This is a genomic window from Bradyrhizobium sp. AZCC 1719 (assembly GCF_036924525.1).
Classification (GTDB): domain Bacteria; phylum Pseudomonadota; class Alphaproteobacteria; order Rhizobiales; family Xanthobacteraceae; genus Bradyrhizobium.
In genome coordinates this window covers 5037775-5062332 of sequence record NZ_JAZHRU010000001.1, presented here as the reverse complement: position 1 = coordinate 5062332, position 24558 = coordinate 5037775, and the positions used below count along the sequence as shown (strand labels likewise).

Genomic DNA, 24558 nt, shown 5'->3' with positions numbered 1-24558 from the left:
TCAAGTTTTCCGGATCGTCATGCCGCTTTCGCCCACAGCCTTCACCCACGACGTCGCCGAGCGCCTCCTGCGCTATGTCGTGATCGACACCCAATCCGATCCGGCCTCGCCGACCTGCCCTTCGACCGAGAAGCAGAAGAATTTGGGCCGCCTGCTGGCATCAGAGCTGCAGGCGATGGGGCTCACCGACGCCCATCTCGACCAGCACGGCTATGTCTATGCGACGATCCCGGCCACTACCGACAAGAAGGTCCCGGTGATCTGCTTCTGCTCGCATATGGACACTTCCCCGGACTGCACCGGCGCCAACGTCAAGCCGCAGATCGTGAAGAACTATCGCGGCGGCGACATCGTGCTGCCGGCTGATCCCGCCCAGGTGATCCGCTTTGCCGACCATCCCGCCCTCGCCGGCCAGATCGGCCACGACATCATCACGACCGACGGCACCACGCTGCTCGGCGCCGACAACAAGGCCGGCCTCGCCGAGATCATGGATGCGGCGCGATTTCTGATCCAGAACCCGCACATCAAGCACGGCACCATCAAGATCCTGTTTACGCCGGATGAAGAGATCGGCCGCGGCGTCGACAAGGTCGACCTGAAAAAGCTCGGCGCCGACTTCGCCTATACGATGGACGGCGAAAGCGCCGGGCATATCGAGGACGAAACCTTTTCAGCCGACGGCGCCACCATCACCATCGAAGGCGTCTCGACCCATCCCGGTTTCGCCAAAGGCAAGATGGAGCACGCCGTCAAGATCGCAGCCGCCATCATCGACCGCCTGCCCAAGGATACCTGCTCGCCTGAGACGACTGAAGGCAAAGAAGGCTTTCTGCACCCGATCGGCATTTCGGGCGCGCTGGAGAAAGCCACCATCGGCTTCATCGTCCGCGATTTCACCGATGAGGGCCTGCAGCAAAAGGCAGCCCTGCTGGAAGACATCGTCAAAGACGTGATGAAGGACTATCCGCGCTCGACCTACCGGATGGAGGTCAAGCCGCAATACCGCAACATGAAGCAGGTGATCGACCGTTATCCCCAGACGGTCGAGCACGCCATCGAGGCGATCAAGCGCGCCGGGCTGACCCCGGTACGAAGCTCGATCCGCGGCGGCACCGATGGCTCACGCCTGTCCTTCATGGGCCTGCCCTGCCCCAACATTTTTGCCGGCGAACACGCGTTCCATTCGCGGCTGGAGTGGGTGAGCCGTCAAGATATGGAGAAGGCGGCGGAGACCATCGTGCATCTGGCGATGATCTGGGAAGAGCGGGCGTAGTAATCGTCGCACCGCTCTCTCCCCGTCATTGCGAGCGAAGCGAAGCAATCCATGCGTCAGCGCACGCGGAAGCATGGATTGCTTCGTCGCTTCGCTCCTCGCAATGACGGTTGTGGCGCGACAAGCGTGCTCACCCGTCCTACGACGCCCGCGCCGTCACGATCCAGACCGATGCCGGCAGCAGCACCGCGTCGCCCTTCGCGAACGGCGTCAGCGCTTCGCGAATGGAAGCGGCGACGGCAGCGCGAGCTTCTGCCGGCTGACCGTCCAGCGCACGGCTCACCGGGCCGATCTCCAGCGCACCCTGCACTGCGCCGTCGAGGCCGCGGCCGATCGCTGCATCCAGCAACAGCGGACACGCTTCCATTTCGACGCCGGTAAAGCCGGCCGCATCGAGGATACGGCGCACGCGCTCCTCCGAGGCAAACGCAAATGGCCCGGGGTCTTCCGGCCCAAGCTGCGGCAGCTTTGGCACGTGCTTGTAGGCGGCCGCAAGCGGCGCCATGAAGAACGGATTTTCACGCGGCTCGCGCCAGCAGGCAAAGGCCATGCGCCCCGTCGGCCGCAGCGCTTTCCGCATGTTGGCGAACGACAGCACGGGATCGGCAAAGAACATCACGCCGAACCGCGAGGCCAGCACATCGAAGCTGGCAAGCTCGAACGGATAGACGGTGGCGTCAGCAAGAATGAAATCGATCGGCAGATCCTTCGGCGCAGCCTGCCGCGCCCGCTCCAGCATCGGGCCGGATACGTCGATACCGAGCACATGACCCGATGGCGCGACCTTTTGCGCGAACGCAATCGCGGTGGCACCACTGCCGCAACCGATATCAATGACGCGGTCGCCCGGCTTCAGCCTGGCCCGGTCGACGACGAGGTCGGCGACCGGCTTGAGCAGCACGTCCTGCGCCGCCTGCCGCTCCGCCCAGCGCTGGCCGGCCGGCCCATTCCAGTAGGCGACCTGGTCGGCGTTTTGTTCGTGGCTTGCCGGTGTGTCCATTTGCGCGCTCCTTTTTCAATTTCGACGTCCGTCGCCCCTATGCCGGACCGTTCACGCCGTATCATTGCCGTATCATTGCCGTGATGCCGCTTCGTTCGTTCATGTACCCCGAGATTTACAGACATAACTACACTTTCGTGCATTTCCTTCGGAACGATATCCCGCCTTTCGCGTGATCTATTGCCGCAAGGCAACTGACCGGCACTAGCACCTGGAGGGATCAAGATGAATGGGATGCGCAAATATGCGTTCGGCGCCGCAGCGGCAGCCGCTCTTTTTGTAATTCCAATTTCGGCCTTTTCTCAATCCATTGAGATTGGACCGGGAGGCGTCCGCGTCGATCGAGGAGGTGGGCGATGCGAGCAACTAAGGCTTGCCTGCGAAAACAAGGACGCGCTGGGAGAGCGGGGCGAAGGAAATTGCCGCAGATATCGGGAGGCCTGCGGGCGACCCGTTCGGAGAGATGTGTGCGCCGAATTGAGATATGCTTGCCTCAACAAGGATGAGTTGGGTGAACGCGGCGAAGGAAATTGCCGCCGGTATCGCGAGACTTGCAGAGGCCGACTGTAAGGGTTCAGGGTTGCGGGGTGGCGCGACATTGCTCCGCGCCGCCCCGCGCTGCACCTGTTAGCGTTTAGATTGCTGGTAATGGCGTCCTCCATTACGCATCGTGATCGGAAGCTCGGTTCGATGTCGATCAGGTCCGTCGTCGCTCAGCGAGCTTCGGCGCTAGCCTGCGCCCTGGAGGCGCTAACGCCGAATTAATCTCATAGGCCTATTATTTCAGGCAGTTCTAGTTGGGTGTCGCGTAAGGGAGCCGTCGCGAGGGACGATCCACCGACGGCTCCTTTTTCATTTCACTCATTTGAGGTTAGTACACGTGACCACGGCATCGGAAACGCAGAGCCAAACCGAACAGCCCGAATCCACCGCACCGAGCAAGCAATCGAGCCGGAAATCGGTCTTGGCGCTAGCGGTGTTCGCTCTTGGAATAAACAGTGCGGCAGCCGTCTATACGCTGCCGACGGATTTTACCCTGCCGGATATCAGCCGTTTGGCCGAACTGCTTCCACATCAGAAAGCTTCCGATCCGATAGCCGATCCGGCTGTTGCCGCATTGAAGGATATTCAGTCGGCTCAGCAGCAACACGTTGTCGCGCTGCAAGAGAACAATATCCTATTGCAGCAAAACACAGCTCTTCTTCAGCAGGATTCAATTGCGCTTGCTTCTCTGAGACAGAGCGTCGTGGATGAGCAAGTCAGTGTGAAGAAATTATCTGCTCAGATAGCGGATGAACATGAAGACGTGAAGAAGATATCTGCTCAGCTTTCCAAGCTTATGGTGAAGGTCGACTCGCTGCAAAATGCAATCAAGCCGGAAATAACTTCCTCGATTTCAGCAAGGAACGCTCAAAACCGGCTGTCCCGAGTAGTGCGCAAGAAGATGGCTCGGCAGCCTCAACCTGTCGGGCCAATTTCGGTTGGAGGAGCGCCCCTAATTCTCCCGGCTGCCACGACAACCCCACAAGGCTGAATGAGAAGAGCGTAAGGCCAGTCCGCCTTCGCTCTTCAAGCTCGGCGCGACAGCCCTCGCCCCTGCGGAGGAGCAAACGTTGCGTCACTGCCGCGAAGGCTGGCATGCCGAGCCGAAGCCCCGCAGGGTTTTTGCGTTCCGGAATGTTCCGCACCCGTCCGCCTACGCTCTTCGAGCTTCGGCGCGACAGCCTTCGCGCTTCACACCCCGGCTGGCTTGCCCAGCCGTAGCGCGAAGCGCGAAGGCTGGTAGGCGGCGAGAGATTCGAACTCCCGACCCTCTCGGTGTAAACGAGATGCTCTAACCAGCTGAGCTAGCCGCCCGTAAGCCGCCTGTTTAGCCTCTCGACCCCCTTTGGTGCAAGGTGGGATATCCGCGCTTGGTTGCACTAGTCTCCCGGCCGCCCCGGTAGCGCCTCAAGATCATGGATCCACGGCGCAGCGGAGCGACACCAGATTTGCCGCGCCGGCTTGAGCTGATCGCGCTGGCGGATGCTGCCCCAGCGGATGCCCCAATCGTCCGGTCCGCCGTCTCCGCTGGTGAACAATGGCGAGCCGCAGACCTCGCAAAAGTGCTGAAAGCGAGTCCGGCCATTATCGCCCTTCTTCGGATAGACCTTCGCCGGCGCGCCGGTCATGCGGACCTGCCCGGCCGAACAGATCACCGTCACCCGGTACGGCGAACCCGTCAGGTTCTGGCAATCGGTGCAGTGACAGATCGACACTTTTTCAGGGTCGATATCGGCCCGATAGGTCACCCGCCCGCAATGGCATTGCCCGTCGATTTCCATCCTCATCAACTCCCTCCGCCGGGCTGAGGTTCAAGCCGAGATCCCACCCACACCAAACAAAAACGGCGCCCGAAGGCGCCGTTTTATCATTTCAGTTCGATGATCAGTGGTGACTGATCGAGCTCAGTGGGCCGTCAGGCCACCGGCCGCCTCGTCCGAGGCATCCTGCTTGACCGGCACCTTGGTGTCCTCTTCCCAGACGATCGGCACTGGGGCGCGGACCAGCGCCTTGGCGACGACGTCATCGAGCCGAGCAACCGGGACGATGTCCATGCCGCCCTTGATCGCATCGGAAATCTCCGTGAGATCCTTGGCGTTGTCCTCGGGGATCAGCACCGTCTTGATACCGCCACGGGCGGCCGCAAGCAGCTTCTCCTTCAAACCACCGATCGGCAGCACACGACCACGCAGCGTGATTTCGCCGGTCATCGCGACATCGTGCCGGACCGGAATGCCGGTCATGACCGAGATGATCGCGGTGGCCATCGCGACACCCGCCGACGGTCCGTCCTTCGGGGTTGCGCCCTCCGGCACGTGGACGTGGATGTCGCGCTTGTCGAACAGCGGCGGCTCGACGCCGTAGTTGATCGCCCGCGAGCGGACGTAAGACGCCGCCGCCGAGATCGACTCCTTCATCACGTCGCGCAGGTTGCCCGTGACCGTCATCTTGCCCTTGCCGGGCATCATGACGCCTTCGATCGTCAAGAGCTCGCCGCCGACATCGGTCCAGGCCAGACCCGTGACGATACCGACCTGCGGCTCGCTCTCGATCTCGCCGAAGCGGTATTTCGGCACGCCGAGGAAGTCTTCGAGAGTCTTCTCGGTGACCTTGACCGACTTCTTCTTGGAGATCATCAGCTCCTTCACCGCCTTGCGGGCGAGTGTGGAGAGCTCACGCTCCAGGTTACGCACGCCCGCCTCGCGGGTGTAGCGGCGGATCATCAACAGCAGAGCATCGTCGTCGATCGACCATTCCTTGGAATCGAGGCCATGCTTGGAGATGGCGTTCGGGATCAGGTGCTTGCGCGCGATCTCGACCTTCTCGTTCTCGGTGTAGCCGGCGATCCGGATGATCTCCATGCGGTCCATCAGCGGACCCGGAATATTGAGCGTATTCGCGGTCGTGATGAACATGACGTTCGACAGATCGTAGTCGACCTCCAGATAGTGGTCGTTGAAGGTCGAGTTCTGCTCGGGGTCGAGGACCTCGAGCAGCGCCGACGACGGATCGCCGCGGAAATCGGCGCCCATCTTGTCGATCTCGTCCAACAGAAACAGCGGATTCGAGGTCTTGGCCTTGCGCATCGACTGGATGATCTTGCCGGGCATCGAGCCGATATAGGTGCGCCGGTGACCGCGGATCTCGGCCTCGTCACGCACGCCGCCGAGTGAGACGCGCACGAATTCGCGGCCGGTGGCTTTTGCGATCGACTTGCCGAGCGAGGTCTTGCCGACGCCGGGAGGCCCGACCAGACACAGGATCGGTCCGGTCAGCTTGTTGGCGCGCGACTGCACGGCGAGATACTCGACGATGCGGTCCTTGACCTTCTCGAGCCCGTAGTGGTCGGAGTCCAGCACGGCCTGGGCCTGCTCGAGGTCCTTCTTGACCTTGGACTTCTTGTTCCACGGAATCGACAACAGCCAGTCGAGATAGTTGCGCACGACGGTGGCTTCCGCGGACATCGGCGACATCTGGCGCAGCTTCTTCAACTCATGCTGCGCCTTCTCCCGCGCTTCCTTGGAAAGCTTGGTCTTGGCAATCTTCTCTTCCAGATCGGCCAGCTCGTCGCGACCTTCGTCGTCGCCGAGCTCCTTCTGGATCGCCTTCATCTGCTCGTTCAGGTAATACTCGCGCTGGGTCTTCTCCATCTGGCGCTTGACGCGCGAGCGGATGCGCTTCTCGACCTGCAGCACCGAGATTTCGCTCTCCATCAGGCCCAGCACCTTCTCCAGGCGCTGCGTGACGGACAACGTCTCCAGGATGCCCTGGCGATCGGCGATCTTGACGGCGAGATGCTGAGCGACCTGATCGCTGAGCTTGGCGAAGTCAGTGATCGCCTGAACCACGCCGACGACTTCGGCGGAGATCTTCTTGTTCAGCTTCACATAGCTTTCGAAGTCGGACACGACCGAGCGCGCCAGAGCTTCGGCTTCAACCGAGTTGGCGTCGGTATCGGCGAGCGCGATCGCCGTCGCCTCGTAATATTCGGTGCGGTCGGAATACTTTTGCACGCGCGCGCGCTCGAGCCCTTCGACCAGCACCTTCACGGTGCCGTCGGGAAGCTTCAGGAGTTGCAGCACGCTGGCGAGCGTACCGACCTCGTAGATGGAATCCGAGCTCGGATCGTCGTCGGACGCGTTCTTCTGCGTCGCGAGCAGGATCAGCGCGTCGTTCTTCATCACCTCTTCGAGGGCGCGGATCGATTTCTCACGGCCGACGAACAGCGGCACGATCATGTGCGGAAATACGACGATGTCGCGGAGCGGCAGCACCGGATACGAATGGCTTTCGCCGAGAATGATGGTTGGCCGGGTTTTTTGGAGTCGTCATGGCCTATTCCTTCTGTTTTGCCCCCTTGCACGCAGTCCGCATCGCTTGCGCAACCGCCACAAGGTGCTGGGAGTTCCGGGCCGGTCGGCCGCCTTCGCTGCCGCCTCTCACCGGATGATCTTTGCGACGAATCTCGAACGTGATTTCCGCCACCATGGGCATTAGGTGGCTATCGGGCATGGGGGTGTCAAGTCACGGAAAATGACTGCAAATTGCGGATCAGACTCGCGAAAAACGCTTACGCCACAGCGGCCGCCGAAACACCGGCAGCCGCCTTATTCAAAGGGTTATTCAAAGGTATGAGTTCTGGCCGGCGCGACGCTATCAGGCGCTGGCGCTGCTCTCGACGGCCCGGTCCGAACGGTCCGCATAAATGTAGAGCGGACGGGCAGTTCCCTCGACAACTTCGCGCGAGATCACAACCTCTTCGACACCTTCCAGGCCCGGCAGATCGAACATCGTCTCGAGCAGGATGCTTTCGAGGATCGAACGCAACCCGCGCGCGCCGGTCTTGCGCTCGATCGCCTTGCGGGCGACCGCGCCAAGCGCCTCGTCGGCGAAGGTGAGTTCGATGTTCTCCATTTCGAACAGCCGCTGGTATTGTTTCACCAGCGCGTTCTTCGGATCGGTCAGGATCTTTTTCAGCGAGGTCTCGTCGAGATCCTCCAGCGTCGCGACCACCGGCAGGCGGCCGACGAATTCGGGGATCAGGCCGTACTTCAGCAAGTCTTCCGGCTCGACATGGCGGAAGATTTCGCCGGTGCGGCGGTCTTCGGGCGCCAGCACCTGGGCGGCGAAACCGATCGAGGTCGAACGTCCGCGCGCGGAGATGATCTTCTCAAGGCCTGAGAAGGCGCCGCCGCAGATGAACAGGATGTTGGTGGTGTCGACCTGCAGGAACTCCTGCTGGGGATGCTTGCGGCCGCCCTGCGGAGGCACGGAGGCGACCGTGCCTTCCATGATCTTCAACAGCGCCTGCTGCACGCCCTCGCCCGACACGTCGCGGGTGATCGACGGGTTGTCGGACTTGCGGCTGATCTTGTCGATTTCGTCGATATAGACGATGCCGCGCTGCGCGCGCTCGACATTGTAGTCGGCCGACTGCAACAGCTTCAGGATGATGTTCTCGACGTCCTCGCCGACGTAGCCGGCTTCGGTCAGCGTCGTCGCATCCGCCATGGTGAACGGCACGTCGAGAATGCGCGCAAGCGTCTGCGCCAGCAGCGTCTTGCCCGAACCGGTCGGACCGATCAGCAGGATGTTCGACTTCGCGAGTTCGACGTCGTTGTGCTTGGTCTGGTGATTGAGGCGCTTGTAGTGGTTGTGAACGGCAACCGAGAGCACCTTCTTGGCATGGCTCTGGCCGATCACGTAATCGTCCAGCACCTTGCAGATTTCCTTCGGCGTCGGGATGCCGTCGCGCGACTTCACCAGCGAGGACTTGTTCTCCTCACGGATGATGTCCATGCAGAGTTCGACGCACTCGTCGCAGATGAATACGGTGGGACCCGCGATGAGTTTGCGGACTTCGTGCTGGCTCTTTCCACAGAACGAGCAATATAGCGTGTTCTTGGAGTCGCTCGTGCCAACCTTACTCATTCTTGTCTCCGTCCGCCGTTCGATCCGTTACCCGATCGACCCATTCCGGCACTGCACCGGACCTGAAGGTAGATAGAGCAAATTCCGTACCAGAAAAGACCCTAACTCAATTACCCACCGTGCGAATCACGGCTTCTACAATCCCCCGCGATCTTAACGCATCTCACACAGCCAACCATGCTGACACCCGACTATCAAGAATTCGCTAATCGGGGCCGGATTGGCTACCCGTGACAATACCGTGATTTGTGGCGTTCGCACGGGGAGAAGTTGACGAAATCGACCGAGCGTTGCGGTATTGCCACGCCGCAAAACCGGCACGAAAGCGGAACTTTCGGCCTACACGGGGGCATAGACGCGGCTTTCGGCCATATTTGCCGATTCAACCAACCGTTAAGGTCAACGCGGGGTGTCGCTATCCGGTACCTTACGGGACTTTCACCGACGTCGTCTCTTCGGGACGCTTGTCGATCACCTTGTCGACGATACCAAAGTCGTGCGCCATGTCGGCGGTCAGGAATTTGTCGCGCTCCAGCGCGTCCTCGATCGCCTTGTAGGTCTGGCCGGTGTGCTTCACGTAGATTTCGTTGAGGCGCTTCTTGAGATTCAGAATCTCCTGCGCATGCAGCATGATGTCGGTGGCCTGGCCCTGGAAGCCGCCGGAAGGCTGATGCACCATGATGCGCGAATTGGGCAGCGAGAAGCGCATGTCCTTTTCACCGGCCGCGAGCAGCAGCGAACCCATCGAGGCCGCCTGCCCGGTGCACAGCGTCGACACCGGCGGACGGATGAATTGCATGGTGTCGTAGATCGCAAGCCCCGATGTCACCACGCCGCCGGGCGAGTTGATGTACATCGAGATTTCCTTCTTCGGATTCTCCGCTTCGAGGAACAGAAGCTGCGCGACGACGAGCGTCGACATGCCATCTTCGACCGGACCGGTAAGGAAGATGATGCGCTCCTTCAGAAGCCGCGAGAAAATGTCGTAGGCGCGTTCGCCGCGGTTGGTCTGCTCGACCACCATCGGAACGAGGTTCATGTAGGTTTCAACGGGATCGCGCATTAATCACCCCAAGGGTTCGGATAGAGAACAAGCGGGACGAACATCCATCGGCAAGGCAGGTATCATTGCCGTGTGCGGACAAACGTCCCGTGATGCAGGACTTCAACTCAACTCACAGATATGAGCCAATTTCCTGGCGACAAGGCCGGGCAATTGCGGAGCCGAATGAGAGAAGTTCAAACTGATTCGCAGCCGCTCTCATAGCGACGGGTGCCGTCACCACGCCGCTATCGCCGTTCATCATTAATGCCGGCCTGACCAAATCGATCAGGCTGCGCTCTTCTCGTCGGCCTCGTCGTCCTTGAACAGGTCCTCGCGCGACACCTTCTTTTCGGTCACGTTAGCGAGTTCGAGGATGAAATCGACCACCTTGTCTTCATAAATCGGCGCACGAAGCTGGGCCAGCGCATTGGCATTGTTACGATAGTAGTCCCAGACCTCCTTCTCGCGACCGGGCATCGATCGCGCCCGCTCGATCACCGCGCGACTGACTTCGTCATCGGTCACGGTGATCTTGTTCTTCTCGCCGATCTCCGACAGCACGAGGCCGAGCCGGACGCGGCGGTCGGCGATCTTCTTGTACTCTTCCTTGGCCGCCTCTTCGGTGGTGTCCTCGTCGGCAAAGGTCTTGCCGGAGGATTCCATCTCGGCCTTGATCGAGTTCCACATCAGATTGAACTCTTCCTCGATCAGTGACGGCGGCGCCTCGAATTTGTGGCTGTCGTCGAGACGGTCGAGCAGCGCGCGCTTGACGCGCTGGCGCGTGGCACCGGCGAACTCGGCGACCAGCCGCTCGCGCGCGGCCTCCTTCAGCTTGTCGAGCGATTCCAGGCCAAGCGTTTTTGCAAACTCGTCGTTGATCTCAGTCTCGCCCGGGGCTTCGATCAGGGTTGCCGTGGTCTCGAACTCGGCCGGCTGGCCGGCGAGCTTCTCGCTGGCGTAATTCTTCGGGAACGACACTTTCAGCGTGCGGGTTTCGCCCGTTCCGATGCCGACGAGTTGTTCCTCAAAACCCGGAATGAACTGTCCGGTGCCGATCACGACCGGAATGCCCTCACCGGTGCCGCCGTCGAACGGGGTGCCGTTAATGCTGCCCTTGAAGCTGATGGTGACCCGATCGCCGGTTTCGGCCTTGGCGCCCTCGGCCTTCGCGGCATAGGGACGGTTCTGGTCGGCGATGCGCTTGATCGCCTCATCGACCTCGGCGTCGGTCACTTCGACCACCGGCTTCTCCACCGAGAAGGTCTTGAAATCGGCGAGCTGGATCGTCGGCACCACCTCGATCGCCACCGTGTAGGTCAGGTCGCTCTTGCCCGCGAGCAGTTCCTCGACCTCTTTCTGCTCGGTCGGCAACGTGATCTTGGGCTCGGTCGCAAGGCGGAAACCGCGATCGGTGAAGATCTGCGTGTTAGTGTCGCGGATGGTCTGGTCGATGGTCTCGGCCATCACCGAGCGGCCATACACCTTCTTCAGATGGCTGACCGGCACCTTGCCGGGACGGAAGCCATTGAGCTTCACCTTGTCCTTGAGATCGACCAGCTTGGCATCGGCCTTTGCATCGAGGTCCGATGCGGGAACGCTGACCTTGAACTCGTGCTTCAATCCCTCGGCGAGGGTTTCGGTGACCTGCATGGTGTCAATCTTCTTCCGCTTGCGCCGGGCCAAAACAGCCCGGCAGTGTCTAATTTTGTTCGACGCGCAAGCCTTGCAGCCCTGCGCCGGTGGTTCGGCTGACCTTGGCTCCCCCATAGGGGGAGGCAAGCCCTCCAGTATTCGTCATGCAAACGCTTGGATAGAGCGCTTGGTGCGGGCGGAGGGACTCGAACCCCCACAACTTTCGTCACTGGAACCTAAATCCAGCGCGTCTACCAGTTCCGCCACGCCCGCGTGAAAACCATCCATACCCGGCCGCGATGCCGCGGGCGGCGGGCTTATAACATGAGCCTACACCTCCGCAGCAAAAAAATGGCCCTTTTTGACAGCCCCGGGGCAAGGCGTCACAGCTAGGACAGGCACATCAGAAAATGGTCCACATCGGTCCGATGGCAAGCCCCAAATCAACGTTAGATCGACGCGAGCTGATGGCCGGGCTGGGCGCCGCCGCGCTGGCCCCGATATGGCCGGTTTCCGGTGCAGCCCAGGCAACTCCCCCGCTGACCTTACAGGCCAAGCCGGAGACCCTCGCACTCCGGCCGGGCGGTACGTCCGCGCCGGTCTGGTCGCTGCAAGGACCCGACCTCACTTTCAAGCGTGGCGAGACGGCCGAGATCGCCTTTGCCAATGAGCTGCCGGTGCCGGTCGTCCTCAACTGGCGGGGTATGGACGGCGTTCCGGCTCACGCCCCCCTCACGGCGCGCACGGCCCTCACAAGCGGTGGCAAGACCACCTTGCAGCTTCCCCTGCGCCACGCCGGGACCTTCCTCTGCGACCCCGGGCTGCTTGGTGATCGACAGGCACAACCAACGCGGGCACGGCCGTTGATCGTTCGCGAAACCGAGGCGGTCGCCGTCGACCGCGACGAGGTGCTTCTGATCGAGGACTGGCAGGCAAGGCCCGATGGAACAGCGATCGCGCCGGGAATCGATCCGAAGGACACCTCGCCCCTCCATACGATTAACGGCCAGACTTCGCTCGAACTCTCAGGTCGGACCAACGAACGGATCAGGCTCCGCATTATCAGCGGCTGCCAACGCTCTGTTATGGCTATCAAACTGGAAGGGCTCGACGTCCGGGTCATGGCCATCGACAGTCAGCCATCGGAGCCGTTCCAGGCCCGCAATGGCGCGCTGGTACTGGCGCCGGGCGGACGGGTCGACGCCTTCATCGATTTGACCGCTCCGGCAGGCACGACCCATGCGATCCCGCTGCATGATGGCAAGGAAGCCCGCCCGATCGGCAAGCTTGTCGTCTCCAGCGAACCGCCGGTCCGCGCGGCCCCGCTGCCACCCGCCCCGCCGCTACCCTCCAACGGCCTGCCCGAGCGCCTCGACCTCAAGGGGGCGATCCGGATCGATGTTGCGCTGGGCGGACCTTCCGGCGACTGGATGACGCCAGCCAATTTTGCCGTGAGTGCCCCGCCCGCCTTCCGCGCCAGGAAAGGCCGCACCGTGGTGCTGGCGCTCACCAACCGCGCCGCGGTCGCCACCGTCTTCCACCTTCACGGCCATCACTTCCGCCTGCTGGACCGGCTCGACGACGGCTGGAAGCCGTTCTGGCTGGATACGCTGGCGATCGAGCCCGGCCAGACCCAGCGCATCGCCTTTGCCGCCGAACATGCCGGCCGCTGGCTGATCGAATCCGTCGCGACCGACTGGGCGGCACCGCGGCTGGTGCGATGGTACGCAGTCGAATGAGGAGCAAGCCATGAGCAAGCCGATTCCCGCCATCCGCAGCGTCAAGGCGCGAGCGCTCGTCGTGCCGCTCGCCCGCCCCGTGAAGAACGCCTTCGGCGTGATCGATGTGGGCCCGTTGGTCCTGATCGATGTCGAGACCGATCAGGGCGTTGCAGGTCACTCCTACATTTTCGCCTACAGCAAGCTGACGCTGAAGCCGCTGGTGCACCTGATCGAAGAGATCGGGCGCGAACTCGTAGGCCAGCCGGTTGCGCCCTACGATCTGATGGCGGCAATGGACGCAAAATTCCGCCTGCTCGGCTGGCAGGGCCTGGTCGGCATGGCGGTGTCCGGCCTCGACATGGCCTATTGGGACGCGCTCGGCCAGTTGGCCGGCAAGCCAGTGGTTGAACTGCTCGGCGGTTCGCCAAAACCGATCCGGGCCTATGACAGCTATGGCGTGGTCGATCCGGTGGCGGACGAAAGAGCGCTGCGCCGCTCGCTGGAGCAGGGGTTTCGCGGCATCAAGATCAAGGGCGGCGATGGCGATGCCGCCAATGACGAACGCGTCGTCAAGGGCCTGCGCGCGCTCATCGGCCCCGACATCGCGCTGATGATCGACTTCAACCAGTCGCTCGATCCCGCGGAAGCCGCGCGCCGGATCGCTCGCCTCGCGCCCTACGATTTGCACTGGATCGAAGAACCCGTGCCGCAGGAAAACCTCTCGGGACACGCCAAGGTCCGCGAGACTTCGCCGACGCCGATTCAGGCCGGCGAGAACTGGTGGTTCCCGCGCGGCTTTGCGGAAGCGATCGCGCTAGGCGCCAGCGATTTCATCATGCCCGATCTGATGAAGTGCGGCGGCGTCACCGGCTGGTTGCAGGTCGCCGCCCAAGCCGAAGCCGCCAACATCCCGATGTCGAGCCATCTCTTCGCCGAAGCCAGCGCCCACATGCTGGCGGTGACGCCGACCGCGCACTGGCTCGAATTTATGGATTTCGCCAGCGTCATCCTTGCCCATCCCGCCAAGATCGTCGATGGCACGGTCACCGCGCGTGGACCGGGGCTGGGGCTGGCGTGGAATGAGACGGCGGTGGCGAAGTATCTCGCCAGTTAGCCAAGGCGACGCGATGAACCGGCGCGGCGGCTCTTGTGTCGGACAGCGACGGCCGCCTCTTCAGTGACGTGGGACTTGGCCGAGAGTTCAACCCCCAGCGCCTTCATCACGGCAATTGTCGTCTTCAAGGTCGGGTTGCCTTTTGCGCTGAACGAACGATAGAGCTGTTCGCGTGAAAGTCCGGTCTCCTTGGCGATCTCCGTCATGCCCTTGGCGCGGGCAACGACACCAAGGGCATGAGCGATATAGCCGGCATCCTCGGTCTTGAAGGCCTCCTCCATAAACACGGCGATGGCCTCGTCAGAAAGCAAATCCTCAGCCGGATCATAAGTAGTCAGCCTTTCGCCCATCTCATTCACTCCATTCCGCGGCAAGCCGTTTTGCTGTCCTGATGTCTTTCGTCTGCGCGCTCTTGTCGCCCCCGCAAAGCAGAACAATGATCGTGTTTCCCCGCTGCTGAAAATAGACGCGGTAACCGGGGCCGTGGTGGATACGGAGTTCGCTGACGCCCTCGCCAACCGGCTCAGCATCGCCTGCGTGCCCTTGTGCCAGCCGATCCAACCGCGACGCGATAATCGCGCGGACTCGGTGATCCCTGAGCCGCAGGCGCCACTTTCGAAACGTCTCTGTCTGCCTCAGCTCAAGCGCGCGTAGTTTATAGACTACAACCTTTTAATAATCAATCGCGGGCTTAGTATTCGACCCCCAACTCGTCATAGAGCCGCCGGAACACTGCCGGCAGCACCTCCGGCAAATCCTCTGCAATAAGGCCCGGCCCTGCCTCGCCCGCGGCTTCACCGTGCATCCAGACGCCGATGCAGGCGGCTTCATAGGCCGGCACGCCTTGCGCCAGCATCCCCGCGATCATGCCGGCCAACACATCGCCGGCTCCCGCCGTCGCGAGCCAGGGCGGCGCATTCGACGCGATGCTGGCGCGCCCGTCGGGCGAAGCCACCACCGTGTCCGGTCCCTTCAGCAGCACCACCGCGCTGGAGCGCTGGGCGGCGTCGCGCACCCGCTCCAGCTTCGAACGGCCGGGGTGCTTGTTGCTGATGTCGCTGAACAGGCGCGGAAACTCGCCCTCATGCGGGGTCAGAACGACCTGCGGATCTTCGCTCGCCCTGATCTGCTCAAACAGCCGCTCCGGCGCTTCTGCAAAACTCGTCAGCGCGTCAGCGTCGAGCACGAGGCCCCGTTTCGTCGAAAGCGCCGTATGGACGAAATCGCGCGTCCGGGCGCCGATGCCGGCGCCCGGCCCGATCACGATGGAATTGAGCCGCCTGTCGCCCACAAGGTCGGCGAATTGGACCACGTTATCGACCGCGCGAACCATCACCGCCGTCAGCGCCGCGGCATTGACGGCGAGCGCATCGCGCGGCGAGGCCACGGTGACGAGGCCGGCCCCTGCCCGCAGCGCGCCACGGGCCGCCAGCCGCGCCGCACCCGTCGACGCCAGTTCCCCCGACAGCACGACGGCGTGGCCGCGGGCATATTTGTGGCCGTCGATGGAAGGCACCGGAAAGGATTTTTGCCAGCTCTGCGGAACGTTCTCGAACGTCTGCGGCCGCATCTCCTCAAGCACATGCGCATCGATGCCGATCTCGGCGACGCGGACGCGGCCGCAATGCTTGCGCCCGGGCATCAACAGATGCGCCGGCTTGCGGCGGAAGAAGGTGACGGTTTCGACGGCGTCGATCGCCGCGCCCATCATCGCGCCCGTGGTACCGTTGATGCCGCTCGGCAGGTCGACGGCCAGCACCGGCGCGCCGTTGGCGTTGATCGCCTCGATCATCTCGAGCGGATCGCCCTTGACCGGACGATTGAGACCTGCGCCGAACAGCGCGTCGATGATCAGGGCCGGCTTGCCGATCGCCTGTGGGTTGAACGGCAGCACCGGATATTTCCAGCCGCGCGCGGCGAGCGCGGCATCCCCCTGCAGGCTGTCCCGCTCGCACAGCAGGATGACGGAAACCTCGCGCCCGCGTGCGGCGAGTTCGGCGGCCGCCACAAAGCCGTCGCCGCCATTATTGCCGCGGCCGGCGACCACGACGATCGGCCCCTCCTCGACGAGATTCATCGCGGCCTCCGCCACGGCCTGGCCGGCGCTCATCATCAGCGCGAAGCCGGGCGTTCCGCCGGCGATCGTCAGCCGGTCGGCCCGCTCCATCTCGGTCGTGGTCAAAACTTCCATGCCGATTCCTCGATCCGTCCGCCTTTTCTGGAGGCATATCCCCGTCGCCCGGTGGCCTGCCTCGCCTCGTCTGCACACGAAATGATCGGTTTGCCTATTTTGTAAGCTTCGCTATCATGCTAGCCGCCGGTGAACCTCTCTCACTTGCCTGTTAAAAGTCTGATAACGTTCCGAAATCAGCCGCATTAACAACTTGGCATAGACCCTGCTTTTGAGGAAGCCGGTTGGAAAGCCGAGCTCAGGATGGTCGCAGTCAGCGGCAAATTATGAGCAGTTCCGGCTTTGCAATCATGCAGCAGTTCCGGCTTTGCCGGATGCAAGGATCAAACCAGACGGCGCCAGGTAAGTTCACCAGGCTGCGACATCGAAGCTATCTGCACTCTGCAATTTGGAAATGCCCGGGAGGCGCTCAGTGAAGAAGATTGAAGCCATCATCAAGCCATTCAAGCTCGACGAGGTGAAAGAGGCGCTTCAGGAAGTCGGACTGCAGGGCATCACGGTCACCGAGGCCAAGGGGTTCGGCCGGCAGAAGGGACACGCCGAGCTCTATCGCGGTGCGGAATACATCGTGGACTTCCTGCCCAAGGTGAAAATCGAGATCGTGATTTCGGACGAGCTGGTCGAGAAGGCGATCGACGCGATCCGCCGCGCCGCCCAGACCGGGCGCATCGGCGACGGCAAGATCTTCGTCTCCAATATCGAGGAAGCGATCCGGATCAGAACCGGAGAATCCGGGCTGGACGCTATCTGAGCCGGGTGCTATCCGAAAGTTTGCGACTGAAAAACAAGAAAAGGGCTGCTTCCGCGGCCTGATTTCGTTCGCGATGCCTTGATCGTCTGCGAAATGTCGCGCTCCGGAAACCGTCCCGTAAGCCAAAAGGGGTATTCATGAAGACCGCTAAAGACGTCCTGAAATCGATCAAGGACAACGACGTAAAATACGTCGACCTGCGCTTCACCGATCCGCGCGGCAAGTGGCAGCACGTGACCTTCGACGTCAGCATGATCGAAGAGGACACCTTTGCCGAAGGTCAGATGTTCGACGGCTCCTCGATCGCCGGCTGGAAGGCGATCAATGAATCCGACATGTGCCTGATGCCCGATCCGGTGACCGCGACGATCGACCCGTTCTTCGCCGAGACCACCATGGTCATCGTGTGCGACGTGCTCGAGCCGACCACCGGCGAGCCCTACAACCGCGACCCCCGCGGCATCGCCAAGAAGGCCGAGGCGATGGTGAAATCATCGGGCGTCGGCGACACCGTGTTCTTCGGACCGGAAGCCGAGTTCTTCGTGTTCGACGACGTGCGCTACCAGACCACCCCCTACAACACCGGCTTCAAGCTCGATTCCTCGGAACTGCCGATCAATTCGGACACCGAGTATGAGGGCGGCAACCTTGGCCACCGCATCCGCACCAAGGCCGGCTACTTCCCGGTCCCGCCGCAGGACTCGGTGCAGGACATGCGTTCGGAAATGCTCGGCGCGATGGCCAAGATGGGCGTCAAGGTCGAAAAGCATCACCATGAGGTCGCTTCCGCCCAGCACGAGCTCGGCATGAAGTTCGACACCATGACGCTGATGGCCGACCAGATGCAGATCTACAAATACTGCATCCACCAGGTCGCGCATATCTACGGCAAGACCGCCACCTTCATGCCGAAGCCGGTCTACGGCGACAACGGCTCGGGCATGCACTGCCACCAGTCGATCTGGAAGGACGGCAAGCCGGTGTTCGCCGGCAACAAATATGCCGACCTCTCGGAGACCTGCCTCCACTATATCGGCGGCATCATCAAGCACGCCAAGGCGATCAACGCCTTCACCAACCCGTCGACCAACTCCTACAAGCGCCTGGTCCCCGGCTATGAAGCCCCCGTGCTGCTCGCCTACTCCGCGCGCAACCGCTCGGCCTCCTGCCGCATCCCGTATACGGCGAACCCGAAGGCCAAGCGCGTCGAGGTTCGTTTCCCCGACCCGATGGCCAACCCCTATCTCGGCTTCGCCGCGATGCTGATGGCCGGCCTCGACGGCATCAAGAACAAGATCGATCCGGGTCCGGCGATGGACAAGGACCTCTACGACCTGCCGAAGGAAGAGCTGAAGCAGATCCCGACCGTGTGCGGCTCCTTGCGCGAGGCGCTGGAAAATCTCGACAAGGACCGCGCCTTCCTCAAGAACGGCGGCGTGTTCGACGACGACTTCATCGACAGCTTCATCGAGCTGAAGATGACCGAAGTCGAGCGCTTCGAAATGACCCCGCACCCAGTCGAGTTCGAGATGTATTATTCGCAGTGATGGCGCGCGGCGCTCGCGCCGCCAGTATCACCGTCCGACAATGCAAAAGGCGCTCCCGAGGGGCGCCTTTTGTTTTTGCGGAGGAAAATCAGGCGCTTCGGCCGCCTCGTTCGCATACTCATACGGCCAACTGCGCCGCGAATTCCGCTCATATGGCCGCAAGCGCTCTAAGGCCGGCAGGAACCTCGCAATGTCGCTGCGCGTTGAGGGGGTCCACCAGAATGCGTCGAAGGAGGACGCCGCCCATGAACAAAGCAACCCTGAATAGAACAACCTTGAATAGTCTCGCGACCACATGCGTCGCTCTCGCGCTCGCCCTCGCCATGGCTCCGCCGGCCACGGCTCAGGACACCGGGCGGACGAGGGTCGGCACGCTCACCTGCAACATCGCGCCGGGTGTCGGCATGGTTATCGGGGGCCAGCGGCAATTGAGCTGCGTCTATGCGTCATCGAGAGGCAGGGGGCGCGAGGCTTATGAGGGCACCGTCAGCACGCTTGGCCTTGACATCGGCGCCACGACCGGCGGCCAGTTGGCCTGGGCGATTTTTGCGCCGACCACGCTGCGCCGGGCGGCATTGGCGGGAACCTATACGGGTGCGACTGCTGGCGGCACGGTCGGCGCCGGAGCGAGTGCCAACGTCCTGGTTGGAGGCTCGGACCGCACTGTAATGATGCAGCCGCTATCCGTGCAGGGGCAGACGGGCGTGAATATTGCGGCAGGCGTATCCACAATGGAGCTGCGGCCGGCCGCCGCGTCCGCGCCCGCACGCCGCGCGCCCCAGTGACGACATCATCGCTGGTGAACTAGTCGGCGGCTTGCCGCCGGGATCATTGTCGCAAGATGCGAAAGGCGCCTGCATTCGGGCGCCTTTTGTTTTCATTTCCGGTCTTGCTCAACGCTAACCGGGCTTCCGCGTGATCTTGCGGTTCCCAAATCCCATTGAAATCAAGACTTCTCCCAAATCGTGGCGGTGATTGTCGCTTTTAGACCTCGCTGGCAGCGTACTGGTGGACAAGAACAACAAGAGGCGACATCAGCCAATGGCGACAAAAGACGGATTCCCGCCGGATCGTTCTCCTCTCTTTCTGTCCGAACATACCGAAAAAATCGCGCAGCCGGATATCGGGAAGGCTTTGAACAGAGCGGCTATCTCGTCGCGAATCCTCAAGGCGAGTATTTGGGCTGTAACGGCGACAGCGATCGGTATCGCGATCCTATCGGTGGGAGATCCAGTCGCGCTCGTTGAGAACGTCACGGCTATGTGGGTCGAAAAACCGGCGCTTCAGTCTGACGCCGATTCGTCGGCGCCAGCAGTTCAATCAATCGCCGGCACTCAGGACTCGCCGCCGAAGACAAGCGATGTGTCGGCGCACGACGAAATTGCAGCAGCTTCTGAACCTGCCGATCAGAATCAAACCGTGACCGGTCAACCACCGGCCGAATCCTTGTTGAAGGAATTCGAAGCCTGGGCGGCCAGGGAAGATGCACGGGCACAGGAAGATACACGGGCACAGGTCGTACCCGTACAGCCCGCGCAAGATGCCCCAGTGCAGGTTGCGCAAGATGCCCCAGTTCAGGCCCAGCCAACGAAGAAACATCGACGGGCCCGGTCCGTGCACAATGCGCGAGCGGAGATCCGGTCCCAGCGACATCCCCGAGCAAGGGTCCGGGAAGAGCAAAATGCACCGGTACAGATCGCGCCCGTGCCGGACCCGCGGGCACAGGAGCAGGCTGTGCAAAATGCCCAGACACCGTCGCTTCTGCAAAGCTTGGGTTTGCGTTAGACCAACGGCACCGCAATCGCGCTTCGCCACGACCTCCAATGCAGCAAGCGTAGCCCGGGTGAGCGCAGCGACACCCGGGATTGCCGCCATCCCCGCATATCGTTGCGCCCATGCGGGTTACTTGCTAGTCGGCGGCTTGCCGCCGGGATCATTGTCGCAGGATGCGAAAGGCGCCTGCATTCGGGCGCCTTTTGTCTTTGCGGTAGGGTGGGCAAAGCGAAGCGTGCCCACCCTTCATCATCGAGCGCGTTCCTTGATGGTGGGCACGCGGAGCCTGTCATCGGGCGCGCATTCGCGCGACCCGGTGGCTTTGCCCACCCTACGGGACCACTTACTGATTTGCCTAGCTTGCAAGCGCGATCTCATGCCTGGGCTGCGACAAATCAACACGACGGGCAAATCAATTCTGATTTTCCGAAATCGTGTCAAGCCTAGGAATCAAAAATATTCCGCTTAACGCAAGAGGCAAATCAGTCGCATAACTCTGCCCGTCTCACCCATTGAGGGGCGCTCGCGATCGTCACGACCGTGCGGTGAGATGCGATGGACGCGGAAGGCGCGAGACGTAGGCGCCGGATCCGCCTTCGCTAAAGCTTCGGCGGACCGGTACCAAACCCGGCGAAGCCTCTTGGCGAAGACGGGAGCGTACGGCGAAGTCGTGTGGTTCGGGCGCCGCGGTGCTGGCGTTAAGTTACGCGGAAGTTTCTGCGTGGCGACGGAGGCAAAAGAGCCGTTCTCCGGGAAGAGCGCGAAGTAAGCCGTAAAGCCATTGCGCAGGGAAGGCCGGGCTGCTCCTGCTGTACCTGTATGCTCGTGTGCGTTTCCTTTATGCGCAATTGCACACGAGACCGCGGGTGCAGCAAGCACCCGGTCTTCCCTGCGCCCTCTAATTGGAGAGGGCGAGAAGTTATCCAGCAAAGCTCGGGCAGTTCATGTCGCGAGATCGCGAAGTCATACTCAGTTGTCGTCACCCGCGAAAGCGGGTGACCCAGTATTTCCAGAGACGTCAGTGATTGAACCGAGAAGCGGCGGAGTACTGGATCCCCGCCCTCGCGGGGATGACGATGGTGTGTGCGTCGCGACTTCCTCGTCATTGCGAGCCAGCTGTCGTGCCCTACTCCCGCCTCAGCGGATTTTCCTTCAGGAAGCGATCGACGTCCTCCTGCACCGAATATGGCAGCGGGATCGGGTCGCCCATGTGGTCGATCGCGCGGTCGAGGCAGAGGCGCACCATGCGCGCCAGTTCGGCCTTGCGGTACGGCTTGGCGAGCAACAGCACGCCCTCACCGAGGCGCTCGCTCGAACCAAAGGCATCGAAGGTGTGGCCGGACGTATAGAGCACCCGGAGCGGCCGGCGCAGCTTGGCGACCTCCTCCGCAAGCTGCCGGCCGTTGATCGCGCCGGGCATGACGATGTCGGTGAAGAGAAGATCGAATGCCACACCGGATTTGACCAATTCGAGCGCCTGCGCCGCGCTGGCGGCGGCAATGACCGTGTAGCCGAGGCTTTCAAGCCGGCCGACGACATGCGCCCGCACCACGTCGTCATCCTCCACGCAGAGGATGGTTTCCGTTCCGCCACGCAGTTCGCCTCCGCTGCGCAATTCGCCATCTGCCTCCGGCGGTGCATCGCTCGCGGCAAGCGCATCCGAAGGCTCGGTATCGGCCTTGGGGAGAAGGATGCGGAAGCAGGCACCCTTGCCCTCCTCGCTCTCGACCACGACGCTGCCGCCGGATTGCTTTGCAAATCCGAACACCATGCTCAGCCCAAGTCCCGTGCCCACGCCGAACTGCTTGGTCGAAAAGAATGGCTCGAAAATCCTGCCGCGTATCGCGGGTGGAATGCCGGCGCCGGTATCGATCACCTCGATCACGACATAGGCGCCCGCGCCGAGCCCGCCGATGTCGGCGGCATGCTCACCGCGCGTAAGATTTCCCGTCCTGAACAGCAGCCTGCCGCCATCGGGCATGGCGTCCCGGGCGTTGATCGCGAGATTGACGAGGGCGGAGGAGAGCTGGCTGCCGTCGACCAAAGCCGGCCAGACCTGATCGCTCAATGCGGTTTCGATTTGAATCTGTCGTCCGAGCGTCGGCGCCAGCAGTTGCACCACCTCCTCGACCAGCGCATTGACGTCGGTCTCGCGCGGACGCAGCGGCTGTTTGCGGGCAAAGGCCAGCAAGTTGGCCGTGAGCTGGGATGCGCGATCGGCGGCATCGCCGATCATTCGGGCGATCGAGGCGAGCGCCGGATCATGCTTGACGCCGTCGGCCAGGATTTCGATCGTGCCCGTGATCACGGTCAGCACATTGTTGAAGTCATGGGCGATGCCCCCGGTCAGTTGCCCGACCGATTCCATCTTCTGCGCCTGGAACAACTGCTCCTCCGCGGCGCGCTTGGCGGTGATGTCCCTGACGAAGGCGTTGATGATGGTGCCTTCGCCGCGGCGCAGTGCCGTGAGCGATACTTCGGCGAAAAATTCGTGGCCGTCCTTGTGCAGCAGCGGCGTTTCGTAGCGTCCTCCGGCGGCGTCGCCCGCCGCCTCGCTCAGGAAACGGTCGACCCATTGCCGGTGCACGGCGCGCTGCGATTCCGGAAAGACCAGTTCGTCCACGCTCCGGCCGACAGCCTCAGTACGCGTCCATCCCATCAGGGCCTCGGCATGCGGGCTCCAGCCGAGGATGACGCAGCGCTCATCGGTCTGGACAAAGGCGTCGAGCGAGCCTTCGATAATGGCTTGCGCCATTTCGCTGTCGATCAGCGTCTGGTCAGCGCGTCCCTCCTCTGCTCCGTTGCGCCCATCCGCAAGGCCCGCGACATCGGAAAGCCTGTGCCAAAGCCTCGCCGCAGCAAGAATCGCAAACAGGCCGATGATTGCAGCGCTCGCCAGCGCGGCGCCGACGATGATCGCCAGCGGCCCCAGCGAGGGGACACGCGTCGCCAGGAAATAGGTCACTGCGCTCACGACGCAGGACGTCACGAGGACCAGCAAGATCATCGCCGGCGCGAGACGTCCTGGTTGCGTCATGGCGGCTTTACCAGTGTAGAGATGATGGGTGACTTAACCGACTTCCCGGAGCCGGTCCCATCTTTTCGGCCCCGTAGGATTACGGATCAGGTCGCTCCGGGACGCACCCCGTCGCGGTCTGTCCGATCAGCTCGCGCGCGTGTGCGCCTTGAGCGCCGCCCCGAACGCCTCGAACAGCTTGCGATTGATCGGGTTGCGCTGCGGGTCATACTCGGCATGCCACTGCACGCCGAGCGCAAAGCTCGGCGCGTCCGCGATCCGGATCGCTTCGATGGTGCCGTCCTCGGCAATGCCTTCGATGACAACGCGCCTCCCCGGTTCGAGGATGCCCTGCCCGTGCAGCGAATTCACCCGGATGGTTTCACAGCCGAGCAGGCTCGCAAAGGTGCCGCCGGGCGTGAGGTGGACGTCGTGGCGGTCGGCGAACACGACCGTCGGGTCGGGATGGATTTCGCCGTTCTCCAGCCGCGGCATGCGGTGGTTCATGCGGCCGGGGATCTCGCGGATTTCCGGATGCAACGAGCCGCCGAAGGCGACGTTCATCTCCTGCAGGCCGCGGCAGATGCCGAAGATCGGCACGCCGCGGGCAACGCAGGCCTCCGTCAGCGCCAGCGCGACGTCGTCGCGGTGGATGTCGTAGGGCTCGTGCCTCTCGTGCGGCTCGGTCTTGAAGCGCGTCGGATGGACATTGGCCCGCGCCCCGGTCAGCACGATGCCATCGACGACGTCGAGCAGCGCGCCGATGTCGGTAATCTCGGGCGACCCCGCAAACATCAGCGGCAGCGCCCCTGCCACGTCGGTGACCGCGCGCAAATTGCGCTCCCCGACCATCTGGGTCTGAAAACGATTCTCGACGCGATAAGCGTTCCCGATCACACCGACCACGGGCCGTCTCATCGCCAATTTTCCGCTGTCATCGTCTTGTGCAAGGACCTTCTGGGTTGGGCCGCCATTGCAGACGATAATGCCCGCGAGCCGGCGGCGGATCAATATCCGG

19 protein-coding genes and 2 tRNA genes are annotated in these 24558 nt (G+C 62.3%); 8 read left to right on the top strand and 13 right to left on the bottom strand.

The window, feature by feature from the left end; all coding sequences use genetic code 11:
* Positions 1 to 19: 19 nt before the first annotated feature.
* Positions 20 to 1276, top strand: a complete 1257-nt coding sequence (pepT, locus tag V1292_RS23745; RefSeq protein WP_334375058.1) for a peptidase T — start codon at positions 20 to 22, stop codon at positions 1274 to 1276.
* Between the two features lie 139 nt (positions 1277 to 1415).
* Here pepT and V1292_RS23740 read toward each other — a convergent pair whose 3' ends face one another.
* Positions 1416 to 2276, bottom strand: a complete 861-nt coding sequence (locus tag V1292_RS23740) for a class I SAM-dependent methyltransferase (protein WP_334375057.1) — start codon at positions 2274 to 2276, stop codon at positions 1416 to 1418.
* A gap of 880 nt (positions 2277 to 3156) precedes the next feature.
* Here V1292_RS23740 and V1292_RS23735 point away from each other — a divergent pair.
* Entirely contained in the window at positions 3157 to 3810 is a 654-nt protein-coding gene (locus V1292_RS23735; protein ID WP_334375056.1) for a hypothetical protein, read from the top strand.
* 246 nt (positions 3811 to 4056) lie between these two features.
* Here V1292_RS23735 and V1292_RS23730 read toward each other — a convergent pair.
* The 7 genes from V1292_RS23730 to V1292_RS23700 form a co-directional block, all read right to left on the bottom strand.
* Positions 4057 to 4133, bottom strand: a tRNA-Val gene (locus V1292_RS23730).
* Positions 4134 to 4198: 65 nt separating this feature from the next.
* Positions 4199 to 4600, bottom strand: a complete 402-nt coding sequence (locus V1292_RS23725) for a GFA family protein (RefSeq protein ID WP_334377143.1) — start codon at positions 4598 to 4600, stop codon at positions 4199 to 4201.
* A gap of 123 nt (positions 4601 to 4723) precedes the next feature.
* Positions 4724 to 7093 carry an endopeptidase La gene (gene lon, locus V1292_RS23720; RefSeq protein WP_334375055.1) on the bottom strand — a complete coding sequence of 790 codons (2370 nt, stop codon included), beginning with the start codon at positions 7091 to 7093 and terminating at the stop codon, positions 4724 to 4726.
* Positions 7094 to 7475: 382 nt separating this feature from the next.
* Positions 7476 to 8750, bottom strand: a complete 1275-nt coding sequence (gene clpX, locus V1292_RS23715; RefSeq protein WP_028345767.1) for an ATP-dependent Clp protease ATP-binding subunit ClpX — start codon at positions 8748 to 8750, stop codon at positions 7476 to 7478.
* A 427-nt stretch (positions 8751 to 9177) separates the two neighbouring features.
* Positions 9178 to 9813, bottom strand: coding sequence for an ATP-dependent Clp protease proteolytic subunit (locus tag V1292_RS23710; RefSeq protein ID WP_334375054.1), 636 nt, complete (start codon positions 9811 to 9813; stop codon positions 9178 to 9180).
* Positions 9814 to 10080: 267 nt separating this feature from the next.
* Complete coding sequence (gene tig / locus V1292_RS23705) at positions 10081 to 11445, bottom strand: trigger factor (protein WP_334375053.1); 1365 nt, start codon at positions 11443 to 11445, stop codon at positions 10081 to 10083.
* Positions 11446 to 11615: 170 nt separating this feature from the next.
* Positions 11616 to 11700: transfer RNA gene (locus V1292_RS23700), tRNA-Leu, on the bottom strand.
* A 194-nt stretch (positions 11701 to 11894) separates the two neighbouring features.
* Here V1292_RS23700 and V1292_RS23695 point away from each other — a divergent pair.
* Complete coding sequence (locus tag V1292_RS23695) at positions 11895 to 13166, top strand: multicopper oxidase family protein (protein WP_334375052.1); 1272 nt, start codon at positions 11895 to 11897, stop codon at positions 13164 to 13166.
* A gap of 10 nt (positions 13167 to 13176) precedes the next feature.
* Positions 13177 to 14262, top strand: coding sequence for an enolase C-terminal domain-like protein (locus V1292_RS23690; RefSeq protein WP_334375051.1), 1086 nt, complete (start codon positions 13177 to 13179; stop codon positions 14260 to 14262).
* Here V1292_RS23690 and V1292_RS23685 read toward each other — a convergent pair.
* Genes V1292_RS23685 through V1292_RS23675 form a run of 3 tightly spaced genes read right to left on the bottom strand, consistent with a single transcriptional unit; the run spans position 14259 to position 16453 of the window.
* Positions 14259 to 14612 (bottom strand): addiction module antidote protein, encoded by a 354-nt coding sequence (locus V1292_RS23685; protein WP_334375050.1) that lies wholly within the window; start codon positions 14610 to 14612, stop codon positions 14259 to 14261. The two genes, V1292_RS23690 and V1292_RS23685, sit on opposite strands and share 4 nt — an antisense overlap.
* 1 nt (position 14613) lies before the next feature.
* A complete protein-coding gene (locus tag V1292_RS23680; protein ID WP_334377142.1) occupies positions 14614 to 14901 on the bottom strand; it encodes a type II toxin-antitoxin system RelE/ParE family toxin in 288 nt (95 codons plus the stop codon).
* 52 nt (positions 14902 to 14953) lie between these two features.
* Entirely contained in the window at positions 14954 to 16453 is a 1500-nt protein-coding gene (locus V1292_RS23675) for an NAD(P)H-hydrate dehydratase (protein WP_334375049.1), read from the bottom strand.
* Between the two features lie 412 nt (positions 16454 to 16865).
* Here V1292_RS23675 and V1292_RS23670 point away from each other — a divergent pair, with 412 nt between their 5' ends.
* The 4 genes from V1292_RS23670 to V1292_RS23655 all read left to right on the top strand — a co-directional run bounded on the left by V1292_RS23670 (position 16866) and on the right by V1292_RS23655 (position 20536).
* Complete coding sequence (locus tag V1292_RS23670; RefSeq protein WP_027537227.1) at positions 16866 to 17204, top strand: P-II family nitrogen regulator; 339 nt, start codon at positions 16866 to 16868, stop codon at positions 17202 to 17204.
* A gap of 137 nt (positions 17205 to 17341) precedes the next feature.
* Complete coding sequence (gene glnA / locus V1292_RS23665; RefSeq protein ID WP_028345760.1) at positions 17342 to 18751, top strand: type I glutamate--ammonia ligase; 1410 nt, start codon at positions 17342 to 17344, stop codon at positions 18749 to 18751.
* 245 nt (positions 18752 to 18996) lie between these two features.
* On the top strand, positions 18997 to 19536 hold the full coding sequence (locus V1292_RS23660; protein WP_334375048.1) for a DUF992 domain-containing protein: 540 nt from the start codon (positions 18997 to 18999) through the stop codon (positions 19534 to 19536).
* A 223-nt stretch (positions 19537 to 19759) separates the two neighbouring features.
* Complete coding sequence (locus V1292_RS23655) at positions 19760 to 20536, top strand: hypothetical protein (RefSeq protein WP_334375047.1); 777 nt, start codon at positions 19760 to 19762, stop codon at positions 20534 to 20536.
* A 1114-nt stretch (positions 20537 to 21650) separates the two neighbouring features.
* On the opposite strand, the gene V1292_RS23650 is transcribed toward V1292_RS23655, so the two are convergent.
* Together V1292_RS23650 and V1292_RS23645 are read right to left on the bottom strand one after the other, a co-directional pair.
* Complete coding sequence (locus tag V1292_RS23650; protein WP_334375046.1) at positions 21651 to 23561, bottom strand: PAS domain-containing sensor histidine kinase; 1911 nt, start codon at positions 23559 to 23561, stop codon at positions 21651 to 21653.
* Positions 23562 to 23687: 126 nt separating this feature from the next.
* Complete coding sequence (locus tag V1292_RS23645; RefSeq protein WP_334375045.1) at positions 23688 to 24458, bottom strand: gamma-glutamyl-gamma-aminobutyrate hydrolase family protein; 771 nt, start codon at positions 24456 to 24458, stop codon at positions 23688 to 23690.
* Between the last annotated feature and the right edge of the window lie 100 nt (positions 24459 to 24558).